The sequence below is a fragment of the Mycoplasmopsis bovigenitalium genome (assembly GCF_002356075.1).
Lineage (GTDB): Bacteria > Bacillota_I > Bacilli_A > Mycoplasmatales > Metamycoplasmataceae > Mycoplasmopsis > Mycoplasmopsis bovigenitalium_A.
Map to the genome: position 1 here is coordinate 435,152 of NZ_AP017902.1, position 12,720 is coordinate 447,871.

Sequence of the window (12,720 nt, forward strand, 5' to 3'; positions counted from 1 at the left end):
GAAAATTATTTCTTATTTTTTCATCAATTCTTTTGAAAGAGCATTTAGACGTTCTTGTTCAGTATTATATTCTGTACCATCTTTAAGAGCTCTTTTTGAAGCAAGATAGTCTTTTTCTTCTGGTGTTAATTTTTTAAACACTTCTTTACCTTTTTGAAGCGCTGCAACAGCAAGTTGTCTTTTAGCTGGGTCAGTTATGCTTGTAGGTGCAACATCAACTCAGTTTTCATTATATCCACCTACTTGATTACCATCTTTTTTATCTAATTCAAACTTGCCTAATTTATCGCTCTCAGATGCTAAGTCTTGTGTTGAAGCTAATCTACCAACTGTATCGTATGTAGATTGTCCAATACTTTTTAGAATTGAAGTAAAGAATCATTCTTTATTTTTAGGGGCTGAAAGAGATTGGTCAGTGTCAACACCAACAATATATTTATCTTTTGATCTTTCATTATTAATTAAAACGTTTGTAGCAGGCCCAGCTACTGGAAGAACCATTTTTGGATTTAATGCCAATACACTATCGATAGTTGAATTCATCTTAGGTGTAATTTCAAATCCAGAAGATAAATCTACTGTATCTGTAAGAGTGTGAACTTTTTTATTTTCATCGGTTTGTTGATTATTTCACCATAGGATACCTTTATAAAAACCTTCAATAAAGTCAGTTACACCTGGGAATATACCACCCCCAAAACTAGAAACTGTTCTGTTTTTTGGATCTGTTTCATTTGAAAGGAACATACCTGCAGCATATCCCGCCATGAATGCAGCTTCTTTGGTTTTGAAATGTTGGTAAATTCCGTGACCTGATAACTCTGAAGTATAATCTGCTCCAATAATTACAACTTTATTTTCTTTAATTTTAGCTTCATTAGCTTTAACAAAAGTACCAATGTGATCTCCGTGTAAATATCCTGGAGCTATTCAAATTTGATACTTGCCTTCTAAAGCTGTTTGATAAGCTTGCGCAAATTGTGAGTTCTTAACCTCGATAACATCGAACTGTGAATATGGGAATTTATTTTGTAGATCTGCAAAATTTAATAAACCTTCTCAAGCCGATTGGTTGAATGATTTATCGTTTAAATCCCCCCCATCGTTAATCATAACGATTTTAGGGGCTTTTTTGATTTGTTCTTCTGTCAATTTAAAACTGTCGTTAAATTTAATATTAACAACTGATTGACTTGGTTGTTTTGGGTGTGAGTATTTTTTATTACCACACGCCGCAGCCATTAAAGGCATTGCACTTAGTGCAGAAATTGCACTAATAGATAGTAAAAATTTACGTTTCAAAATATCTCCTTTTTTAAATTTTTACATACACAAACGGAATATATGTAAATTTACAATCAAATTATATATTAAATATTAATATTTTATTAATTTATATATTGCCAACTAAACATAGTGAATATTCTTATTTTTACCAAATCAATTGTAAAATGTTTTTATACGGAAAAATGTAATTCAAAATTATTTATTTAATTAAATTTTATTCTTTAAAAAAATACAACAAAATTAGATTAAACTAGTTTCCATAAATTACCAATAAACATAATAAAAATTCAATCACTATAGCCACAATTAAATTATTAGATAAATATTTGTTTATAATTTTTATATAGACAAAATAGGAGATTAAATGAAGAAAAAATTATTTTTAAATTTGATGCCAGTTGCAGCTCTTACAGTGCTGCCAACTATTGCTATAAGCTGTACAAACACCAAACAAAAAGATAAAGATACAGAAAGCAAAATTCAATTTGAAGTTCAACTTGCCGAATATGAAAAACACTACAAATTGTTTAATGATACAATTGCAAAATACAAAAAAGAACTTGAAGAAAAATACAAAAATATTCAAAAACGCGGAAATACAGAAGAACAAACACAACAACTAACCGCTGAAAAAGATGCTTGAGTTAAAGAAAAAACAATTGAATTACAAGCGCTAAGAAAAAATGTTGATGATAACTATTTAAAACTTAGAAATTTAAAAGACCACAAAACTAGACTAGTTAAATTAATTCATACAAATGATGAACATGGTCGCTTGGTTTTCGATAATGGTAAATATAATAAATATTCAGGAATGCAAGGGCATGCAGAAATATTGGGTTCGAATTTTTCAAGAGACTTATTATTATCTGCGGGCGACTTAATTCAAGGCCAACCTTTATCAGACTCAGATAAAGGAGTTACTATCTCAGAAATTGCTGCTTTAATGAACTATAATGCAGTGGCTGTTGGTAACCATGAATTTGACTATGGTTTAACGCATCTATTCGAAATTCAAAAGAAAACACCGAATATGCCATTTCTATCAGCTAACATTGTTTGAAACCAAAAAGCAGTAACTGACAAGGCTAAAGACCTAAATGGTAAAGATGCAGTTGCAGATGAATTGGTATTCAAACCTTACATAATTAAAGAACTGACTTCCGGAATCAAAGTTGGAATTATGGGCATAACTACACCTGATACCGCTTGAACTTCAAGCCCTAAAAACTCAGTACATGTTACTTTTAAAGATCCAGTACAAGAAGGTACAAAATACGCAAAAGAATTAAGAGACAAAGGTGTAAATATTGTTATAGCATTAACTCACTTAGGTGTTGATAGACAAAATAAAGAATGAGATTCACGTACTTTTGCAAATAATGTTGAAGGTGTTGATTTAGTTCTTGATGGACACTCACACACATTGGTTAAAGCCGAAAAAATAAACAATACAATACTAACTCAAGCCGATTCATATACAAAATATTTAAGTGAATTAGATCTTTATATTGATACAGAGACTAATAAAATTACAAAAATAACTCAGCAACTTAGAACAATGGAAGAAACTGAACTTCTAGGTGGAGCAGTAAATAACAATAAAATAATTGATGGAAAAATAACTAAGTTAAAAGCAGAATTTGAAAAAATTAATGGTGTTAAAGTATTCGATAATCCTATTGATTTTATTCATACAACTTCTCACAAAGTTGAAGAAGCAAATAAATCATCAGCTCTTGGTAGACAAAAACAAACAAACCTAGGTATGTTTGTTGCAGATGCGCTTGGTTGATCGTTTATTAGCGACAAATCAACAGCTGATGGGCAAAAATATAATTTAGATAACACAATCGCATTTGTAGGCGGGGGTAGCATCCGTGAAAACCTAGTTAAAGGGCCAATAACGCGTGGTAACATGTTTGCCGTGTCTCCTTATGGCAACCGTATAGCGGCTGTTGAATTAAAAGGTGATAAATTAATTGAAGTTATTGCGCACGGCGCTAAAAAAATATTTTCTGGTGGTTTTGCTCAATGATCAAAAAATGTTAAATTAAATATTAATTTTGATCCAACGGATAAAATATACAAACCCGTCGAAGAGTCGATAAAAATTAATGATAAAGCGATTGATAAAAGCGCAACATATTACCTAGTTACCGATGATTATATTCTTGTTGGTGGTGATGAATACAACATGTTAAATTATGCAAAAATCACTGATGGTTCAGTCAAATTAATTTTCGAAGGTTCAGACATGCTTCAAGAACTAATTAAATACGGCCAACATATCACAAAGACAGATTTTAAAGCAACCGAGAATAATCCATTTGGTGATACACAAATTGATTTCTACAATCAAGAAAAACTGCCAAAAAATGTTGTTGTAAATCATAAAGCTCCCACTGCTACAACAACTAACTCTGCACAATAATTTTTAGGCATTAAATTCAAAATAATTAAATAATAAAAAATAACGAAAATCAATAAATTTAAATTGAATTCGTTATTTTTTGTATCAATTCATTGACTAATTTTCAATAGTTTTTTCAATAAATTTTTCGAATTTTTGTATGGTTCTTGCTAGACCACCATTAGTGTAATCTTCACCAATAAAACTTGCCGCTTGCTTAATTTCTGCCTCAGCATTACCCATTGCAACTAGATAACCAACATAAGGCAATGCTAACAAATCATTTTTTGAATCACCAATATGAGCACATTTTTTAATATCTAAACCTAAAAGTTCAGCAACATATTTATTTGCAGAACCTTTTGTAGCAGACTTATCAGTCACCTCAATTGAATATCCTCTAGAAACAACATGAGTTGCTAATTCGGGGTAATTATCATTTAAATATTTTTCAAAATTTGATGTTTCTTCTAGACCTAAACCAAAAATCAAAAATTGTCTGATATCTTGATTTTTATCTATTTCTTGATAGCTTTTTTTCTCAAATCTTTTTACTCAATCCCTTTTATTTCAATTGAATTCGCCAAAATGATAAATTGTGTCTGCACCATTAATTATTATATTTAATTTAGTATCCATGAATAATTTAAGCAACTTATTTTTAGTCTCATTTTTTATATTAACACTATGGATAATTTCACCGTTAGGATCTGCAACAACTGAACCTGTCGAACAAACTGCATATGGCGCATTAATCAATTTCATTATCTGAGGAACCGCGCCTTTTGGTCTTCTCCCAGTCGAAGGAATAACTGGAGTAGTTTTCTGTAATTCTTTTAAAAATTCAATGTTTTCAGCAGACATAAAACCATTATCTTCGCCAGCATCCAACATTGTGCCATCTAGATCAATAAAATAAGCTTGAATTAAACGTTTTTTCATAATATAGTTATACCAAAATTAAATAATTAATATTAATCTTTTGTATTAAAATATTATTCATGAATAATAAGACTTATGATGCAATTGTGATTGGTGGAGGACATGCGGGTTTAGAAGCTGCATTTGCTTTAGCTCACCAAAAACACAAAACTTTGCTCATTTCATTCAATAAAAGTAGATTAGGAATGATGCCTTGCAACCCTTCAATCGGCGGTCCTGCAAAGGGAATAATAACTAGAGAAATTGATGCACTTGGCGGAATGCAAGGTCTGTGAGCCGACCTTGCTACTATTCAATTGAAAATGTTAAATCAATCAAAAGGACCAGCAGTTTGAGCACTTAGAGCACAAATTGATAAGGAAAAATATTCACAAATTATCAATGAATATGTTGATAATCAACCTAATTTGGACTTTTATCAAGCAGGTGTTGAAGAAATTATTGCAGAAAATGGCGTTTTTAAAGGTGTAATTCTTGATGATAAACAAACAATATTTGCAAAGGTTTGTGTTGTAACAACTGGGACTTATATGGATTCAAGAATACTAAGAGGCTCTGATGCTATTTTTAGTGGTCCGGATAACGAAAAAACAACAAAAACATTGAGTGAGTCGCTTTTAAAACACGGTTTTTCATTGCAAAGACTAAAAACAGGAACACCCCCAAGAATTTGATCTGATTCAATTGACTATTCAGAAGTTGAACAAGAAGTACTTGATGATATAAATTTAAGTTTTTCAAGTCGCTCAAATGTCGATATTCCTGCTCAAGTTGCTTGCCATTTAACTTACACGACACCGCAAACTCACGAAATTATCAATCAAAATCTACACAAAAGTGCGATGTATTCTGGATTAATTGAAGGTATAGGTCCAAGATATTGCCCGTCAATTGAAGATAAGATAGTTAAATTTGCATCAAAACCTCGCCATCAAGTCTTTTTTGAACCAGAAACAGCAGATGGAACTATTACATATGTAAATGGCCTTTCTACTTCATTACCAATCGACGTTCAGGATCAATTAATTAGGACAATTCCAGGATTAAAAAATGCACGAGTACAAAAATGAGGATATGCAATTGAATATGATGCAATTGACCCTTTACAACTAAAACCCTCTCTAGAAACCAAAATTATTGAGAATTTATTTACTGCTGGACAAATTAATGGTACCAGTGGTTATGAAGAAGCTGCTGGACAGGGACTTGTAGCAGGCATTAATGCAGGATTAAAAATTTTAAACAAAGAACCTATGGTCATATTGAGAAACCATGGTTATCTTGGTGTATTGATTGATGATTTGGTAACAAAAGGAACAAAAGAACCATACAGAATGCTAACTTCTCGAGCAGAATATCGCCTTTTATTAAGAAACGATAATGCAGATATAAGATTGGCCGAATATGGACTTTATGCCGGAACATTAACACAAGAACAATATGACAAAGTTATTGAAAAATACAAACAAATTGACAATAAAATCGAATATTTAGCAAACAACCATGTTTCAAGTAAGTCTGAATTAGCTACTAAATATAATGTTTTTGATGGACCATCATTACTAAAAATTTTATCAAGACCCGACGTTGAAGTAGATGATGTAATTCCTGATTTTGAGTATAAGCGAGAACTAACTATTATGGTTAGATTGCATGGTTATATTGAAAAACAAAAAAATGATGCTGCCAAAATGGTTCGCCTTGAAAATTTAAAAATACCAAATGATATTGACTATGAATTAGTCAAAAATATTGCAACGGAAGCTAAACAAAAATTAATACAAATCAAACCAACAACAATTGGTCAAGCTTCAAGAATCAGCGGCATTAATCCTGCTGATATCCAAATGTTGATGTTTCATATCGAAAGCAAACACAATGAAAAAAATTAAGATAATTTCCGTTGGAAATTTATCTCCAGAGTTCAAAGAATTATTCAATTCTTATGCTAAACGAATTTCCCATTTCTATTCATTTTCAATTGTAGAAGTAAAAGAATTTAGTGAAGAAAAAAACATTGAAACCAAGAAACAAAAAGAAACAAAATTAATTATTGACGCAATACCAAAAAATTCATTTGTAATTTTATGTAGTTTAAGAGGAAAAAATATTGACTCAATTGAACTAAGCAAAATAATTGACAATCAACAAGATATAACCTTTATCATTGGCGGCTCAGATGGTGTAATCGAAAGCGAAATAAAATCAAATTTTAATTGATGTTTTTCTAAACTTACTTTTCCGCACCAACTGTTTAGAGTTATGCTAAGTGAACAAATTTATCGAGCAGCTTCAATATTAAATAACAAAAAATATCATAAATAAAGACATATTGACCCTAAATGGAATAGTTTAGGGTTTTTAATTTGTTTTATTTAGCGAACTAAATAGTAAAATTAAATTAGTACTAATAAGGAGAATAATGAATAAAAAGTTCAAATTAATTGCAAGTATAGCGCCAATTATTGGTGTTTCTTCTATAGTTGCAAGTTGTAAAAATGATTCAAAAACATTAAATAATGCAGAAAAAAGAAATCAATTAGCAAAAGAAGTCGATTCTTTAACTACCCCTCAAAAAGTAACTTTAATTAGTAAGTTAAAGCTAAGTAACACTGATAAAGCAAAACTTATTGCCCAACTTAATGATGGTCCACATATTGCCGGTGCAATTCTATTCTATGTAAAATCTGCAGAACAAAGAGCAGCGGCTCTGCAAGCTTATACATTGGCAAAAGCAGCTTTTGATAACCTAAAGAAAAAAGCCGATAATGATAAAATGGACTATAACAAAGTGGATAAAACTTCTGGTAAAGTTTCAAACCCTGACAGTGAAAAAGCAATCCCTGTTGTATTTATGGATATTGACGAAACTGTTCTTGTTAACGAATATACTCAAGCTTCAAATGTTATTATAAACAATGGAAAATACAGTAGAGATTTCAAGGAAAATATTGACCAAAAAGGAAACAGAAAAGCGGTTCCTGGTGCAGTAGATTTCATCAATCATGTGTTTGAAAATGGTGGAATTGTGCTTTTTAACTCAAACATTAGACAACTTAGAGCTTCTGTTGACGGCATCAAGAAAAACTTAATCAAAGTAGGTGTTAAAAAGCAATTCGTACACGATTGAATGTTCTGAACAAGGGGTGTTGTTCCAATGAAAGATGACAAAACATATGATCCAACACCTTGAAAAACCGCGCTAGAATTAGGTGTAGATAAACTTCCTTCAGGATCAAAAGCACCATCAAAAAATGCAAGAATGAATGCGGTAAGCGACAATCCAAATGGTTGAAATTTCAGTGTTTCTCAAGATGGATCAGGCGACAAAGTTGTTACAAAAGTAATAATGAAAATTGGAGATGATTTTAACGATTTCTTCGATGATGCATACAAATACGCAAAATCAGGCGAAAATATTAAATTTGCTAAAAAGACAGAAATTAATGATCTATTCACAAAAATTGAAGGTGCAACAGGTATAAAAGTAACTGGCACAGCAACACACGATAGTTCTGAAAATGTTAAAATAGAAAAATTATCATGACATCAATTTAACGTTCAAGTTCCGGGCAATGCAATGTATGGTGGTTGAGCACATGATTATGAATCATTTGAAGATGTTTGAAAAGCATTGGAAGAAGTTAGAAATACTTCGCAAGATAATAAATAACAATCAAAGGGATGCTCGTCCCTTTTGTTTTTATTAATATAAATTTAATTTATAATACAATTATATTATTATTGAGATTAAATAAGGAGATTATATGGCTAAGAAAAACATTGTTATCGACGAGAAAAAAGTCGAAATAAGAAAAACAATTGAATTAAAAGACGAACAATGATCAAAATTACATGAAAAAGCCTTACAAAATTTAGTTAAAAACTTAAAAATAGATGGTTTTAGAAAAGGTAAAGTCCCTGCTGACATTGCTAAAAAATACATTTCAAAACCACAAGCTTTTGAAAATGCATTAAATTCATATCTATCAACTAACCTAAAAGATATTTTTGAAGAACTAAAAAAAGAAAATGACAGAGTGATTGCTACTCAACCAAATATCAATGTTATTGAAATAACAGATGAAAAAGTTGTGTTTGAAGTTGCCTATCCACTTGATGTTGATTTATCAAAAATTAAACTTGATGGCGTTAAAGTTAAATTTGAATTACCAAAAGTTACTGAAAAAGATGTTGAAGAATACATTGATGAAAAATTAAAAGAAACTTCACTACAAACACCTTTAAAAGCAACACAAAAAACAAAATTTGGTGACACTGTTACTTTAAATTACAAAGGTTTTGTAAACAATGAACCTTTTGATGGCGGGCAAGCAGAAGGCTTTGAATTAAAACTTGGTTCAAAAACTTTTATTGATACTTTTGAAGACCAACTTGTAGATAAAAAAGTTGGCTATAAAGGCGAAGTAGTTGTAACATTCCCAGAAAAATACCCTGTTGACAAATTAGCGGGCCAAAAAGCAACTTTTGAAGTTGAAATCGTAGCAGCTAAAAGACCGGAAGAAACAAAACTTACTGAAGACAATATTTTTGTACTTCGTGCCGGACAAGCAAAAACAATTGAAGAAGCTAAAGATGTTATCAAATGAGTAATTACAAACAACGAAATTGAAATTTCATTAAATAAATACATTGAAGAATTCGCAAATGAAGTATTAAAAAACAACGAAATTAACATCAATGAAATATTCGTTCACCACCAAGTTGAAGAAAAACGTAAACAAGTTATTCAACAATTAAAACAACAAGGCATTAAATTTGAAGACTATCTAAAAATCCTAGACAAAAATGAAAAAGAATTTAATGAATTAGTATTTAAAGAAGAAAAACAAAGCATTTCATTTACCTTGGTTGCACAACACTTATTGAAATCAGTTGTTGAAAGCAAAGAAGTTTCAAAAGAAGAAATTGAACAATGAGCAGCTATTACATCAATGTCATCAGGTTTACCAACAAGTTTCTTAACCGGTTTCTTCATGCAAGATGAAAACAATAAAAGACAAATTACAGAGCGTATTCTTGAAAAACGTGCATTTGTTGCATTTGTAAAATCACAAGATGAAAAATCTGGAGAAAAACTAGAAAAACTTCAAAAAGAACTTGAAACTAACGCAACTAGAATTTCAATTGAATGAAACAAAAGAGCTGAAGAGCTAAAACTAGAAAAAGAAAAAGAAATCGAAAAAGCAGCTAAGAAAAAAGACAAAAAATAATCCCTAACATCGCATAAACTTGCGATGTTTTATATACATTTTCGCGTATTTGTTAAAATATACATATTAAATAGGAGGAACATGCTTCACATTGTTTTGTATCAACCCGAAATTTGCCCAAATACCGGAAATATCATTAGAACTTGTTATGCTTTAGGAGCAAAATTACATATTATTAAACCTATCGGTTTTGAATTGTTGCCAAAATGATTAAGTAGACCAGCAGCAGGTAGACTTTTAAGTGATATTCAACATGAAATACATGCATCCTATGATGGTTTTTACAAAAAATACTCATCAAAAAATATTTTTTATATAACAAGATATGGGCAAAAGTCATATGTTGAACCAGATTACAAAAATGTGGCAATGCAAGATCGCGAAATTTGGGTCATGTTTGGTCGTGAATCAACAGGTATTGATAAACAAATTCTTTCATCAAACATATCCAATTGTTTAAGAATTCCAATGGTATCAGCTATGAGGAGTTTAAATTTAGCAAACTGTGTTTCAATAATTGGTTTTGAGATAATGAGACAACTTGATTTTGAGGGTCTTAGTTACTTTGAATCTCAGAAAGGTAAATTTTACTTAAATGAATAAAAAATCAATATCAAGCGTCAATAACGAAACAATAAAACAAGTTAAAAAAATTATCAATAAAGGCGATGAGAATTTGTTTGTCATTGAGGGCAAAAATATAATTAATGAAGCAATAAAAAATAACATTAAAATTATTCAAATTTTTGAATTAGATAATTCAAATTGCTATCAAAATTCAATTAAAATCACAGATAATGTTTTGAAATCAATTACAACAACAGCCCATCCCGAGGGATTTGTGGCACTGTGTCAAAAGCCTCAAATAAATAAAGAATCAAAGAACATAGTTTTTTGCGATAATGTTCAAGATCCTGGAAATATTGGAACAATAATTAGAACAGCAGTAGCTTTTGGTTATGATACCATTTACACAAACGTTAATGTTTATAATCCTAAAATTATTCGTTCAACTCAAGGGGCAATATTTAAAATTAAAATTGTTAAAATTAACAAATCTGAATCATTTATTAAAGAATTAGTAAAAAATTATCCTATTTATATAACCTCATTAGATACTGATTCAAAAGATTTTAATACAATAAATTACCCCGAAAAGAAAGTTATTGTAATTGGCAATGAAGGTCATGGGGTTGATAAAAATCTTTATAAATATGCGACAAGTAAAATTCATATTCCTATTGATTTTGAAAGTTTGAATGTATCTGTTGCAACGGGTATAATATTAAATAAAGCAAGAGGTAAAAATGAATGATAAAAATAAATTAATCCAGGAATTTAAGGAATTATCAAGGGAATTAAATGGTTATAGTTGCACTGAAGTTGAAAATTTAATCAATGATTTTGTTCTATTAGTTGATGAATTGACAAACAAAAACGAAAATTTAACTCAATCGATTAAAAAAATTATTGACGAAAATGAACAACTAAAAGCTGAAAAATCAAAAAATGAGTTCATTAGAAGTTTGAACAATAAGGAAAATTAATGAATTTTGATAAAGAACACCAAAACTTAATTAATTGATATCCTGGCCATATGGCAAAAGGAATGAAAGAAATTAAGGAAAATGCAATTTTAGCAGACATTTTCGTTGTTGTTTTAGACGCTCGTTGCCCTATTAGTAGTTACAATGAAGATTTTGATTCAATAGCACCAAGCAAACCTAGATTATTTGTTATTACAAAATCAGATTTAATGGATACTTCAAAAAAAGAAATGATAGAAAAGCGATTCAAAGGATCGAAGGTTCTATGACTTGATTTACGAAAGCAATCATCGCGCAATATAATTATCAAAAATATTGAAAAATTAACATTAGACAAGGTTAAAAAAGATAAAGCAAAAGGGCTTCTTAACCCAAAAATTAAGGCATTTGTTGTGGGTATACCTAATGCCGGCAAGAGCACTCTTATTAATTTAATTAGTCAGAAAAAAACATTAAAAGTAGCAAATTATCCAGGTGTAACTCGCTCAAAACAATGAGTTGCAATTGATAATTTCTTTTTTATGGATACACCTGGTATTTTATTACCAAAACAAGAAGACCAACTAGCTGCCACCAAATTAGCAATGATTGGTTCAATTGAAACTAAAATCTTTCCTATTCAATTTCTTGCCAACTCATTTATTGAAGTAATTCATGCTTATTATCCAGATAAATTTTTTACGAATTTCAATATAAATATTAAACAATACGAAAATTTAGATGAAATAACAAAGTATAATATATTTAATAATATTGCTGTTTTAAAAAATTTTAAAAATAACTCTAAAATCGACCTTAATCGAGCATACACAACATTTTTAAATTGAATAAAAGAACTTAAAGGAGTTACCTATGACTAAAAAACACAACCAAATATTAGATGATAAAATAATGGCTTGAAAACAAGTCATTGAATACCGGGGCGACCATTTACGCCAAAGAAATATGATGACTCTTCAATCTTGCATATTTATTTTATTAATTGCCATATTTACTGCCGGAGCACTTATTTATGGCTGAGTTACAAATAAATCGCAAACCCTTGCTGAATGAGTAAAAATCCTATCAATTGTCTCATTTTCACTTTTATCTATTGCTACATTTTACTTTTTAATTAAATCGATATTATTAATTAGTGTACTTAAAGCATTTGAAAAACAAGCAGACGAAAAAACTATTAACAAAAGACTTAAAACTTGAATTCAATTTGGTTTTGTGGCAAAACCAAGCAAGTATTTAATGCCTTTTGAACCAGAACAAAATGAAAACAACACCCCAGAAAATTAAGGGTGTTGTT

At 30.0% G+C, this 12,720-nt stretch carries 12 protein-coding genes; 10 read left to right on the forward strand and 2 right to left on the reverse strand.

The window, feature by feature from the left end; translation table 4 throughout:
- Positions 1–12: 12 nt before the first annotated feature.
- A complete protein-coding gene (locus MBVG596_RS01910) occupies positions 13–1,302 on the reverse strand; it encodes a BMP family ABC transporter substrate-binding protein (RefSeq protein ID WP_096386414.1) in 1,290 nt (429 codons plus the stop codon).
- 349 nt (positions 1,303–1,651) lie between these two features.
- Here MBVG596_RS01910 and MBVG596_RS01915 point away from each other — a divergent pair, with 349 nt between their 5' ends.
- Positions 1,652–3,721 carry a bifunctional metallophosphatase/5'-nucleotidase gene (locus tag MBVG596_RS01915; RefSeq protein ID WP_096386419.1) on the forward strand — a complete coding sequence of 690 codons (2,070 nt, stop codon included), beginning with the start codon at positions 1,652–1,654 and terminating at the stop codon, positions 3,719–3,721.
- A gap of 96 nt (positions 3,722–3,817) precedes the next feature.
- On the opposite strand, the gene MBVG596_RS01920 is transcribed toward MBVG596_RS01915, so the two are convergent.
- Positions 3,818–4,642 (reverse strand): Cof-type HAD-IIB family hydrolase, encoded by an 825-nt coding sequence (locus tag MBVG596_RS01920; protein ID WP_096386424.1) that lies wholly within the window; start codon positions 4,640–4,642, stop codon positions 3,818–3,820.
- Between the two features lie 59 nt (positions 4,643–4,701).
- Between MBVG596_RS01920 and mnmG the strand changes: the two genes are divergently transcribed.
- The 9 genes from mnmG to MBVG596_RS01965 all read left to right on the forward strand — a co-directional run bounded on the left by mnmG (position 4,702) and on the right by MBVG596_RS01965 (position 12,710).
- Positions 4,702–6,534, forward strand: coding sequence for a tRNA uridine-5-carboxymethylaminomethyl(34) synthesis enzyme MnmG (gene mnmG, locus MBVG596_RS01925; protein ID WP_096386429.1), 1,833 nt, complete (start codon positions 4,702–4,704; stop codon positions 6,532–6,534).
- Positions 6,521–6,967 carry a 23S rRNA (pseudouridine(1915)-N(3))-methyltransferase RlmH gene (locus tag MBVG596_RS01930; RefSeq protein WP_096386434.1) on the forward strand — a complete coding sequence of 149 codons (447 nt, stop codon included), beginning with the start codon at positions 6,521–6,523 and terminating at the stop codon, positions 6,965–6,967. The genes mnmG and MBVG596_RS01930 overlap by 14 nt, the downstream gene beginning before the upstream one ends.
- A 97-nt stretch (positions 6,968–7,064) precedes the next feature.
- Positions 7,065–8,315 (forward strand): HAD family acid phosphatase, encoded by a 1,251-nt coding sequence (locus MBVG596_RS01935; protein ID WP_096386438.1) that lies wholly within the window; start codon positions 7,065–7,067, stop codon positions 8,313–8,315.
- A gap of 94 nt (positions 8,316–8,409) precedes the next feature.
- The gene (tig, locus tag MBVG596_RS01940) at positions 8,410–9,876 is read left to right on the forward strand and encodes a trigger factor (RefSeq protein WP_096386443.1); all 1,467 of its coding nucleotides are present in this window, start codon (positions 8,410–8,412) and stop codon (positions 9,874–9,876) included.
- Between the two features lie 81 nt (positions 9,877–9,957).
- Entirely contained in the window at positions 9,958–10,479 is a 522-nt protein-coding gene (locus MBVG596_RS01945; protein WP_096386448.1) for a tRNA (cytidine(34)-2'-O)-methyltransferase, read from the forward strand.
- The gene (locus MBVG596_RS01950) at positions 10,472–11,194 is read left to right on the forward strand and encodes a TrmH family RNA methyltransferase (protein WP_096386452.1); all 723 of its coding nucleotides are present in this window, start codon (positions 10,472–10,474) and stop codon (positions 11,192–11,194) included. Before MBVG596_RS01945 ends, MBVG596_RS01950 begins: the two co-directional genes overlap by 8 nt.
- Entirely contained in the window at positions 11,184–11,423 is a 240-nt protein-coding gene (locus MBVG596_RS01955) for an MAG0865 family DivIVA-related protein (RefSeq protein ID WP_096386456.1), read from the forward strand. The genes MBVG596_RS01950 and MBVG596_RS01955 overlap by 11 nt, the downstream gene beginning before the upstream one ends.
- Positions 11,423–12,283: a ribosome biogenesis GTPase YlqF gene (ylqF, locus tag MBVG596_RS01960; RefSeq protein WP_096386461.1), complete on the forward strand. Its 861-nt coding sequence runs from the start codon at positions 11,423–11,425 to the stop codon at positions 12,281–12,283. The genes MBVG596_RS01955 and ylqF overlap by 1 nt, the downstream gene beginning before the upstream one ends.
- On the forward strand, positions 12,276–12,710 hold the full coding sequence (locus MBVG596_RS01965) for a hypothetical protein (protein WP_096386466.1): 435 nt from the start codon (positions 12,276–12,278) through the stop codon (positions 12,708–12,710). Before ylqF ends, MBVG596_RS01965 begins: the two co-directional genes overlap by 8 nt.
- The last annotated feature ends 10 nt before the right edge of the window (positions 12,711–12,720 follow it).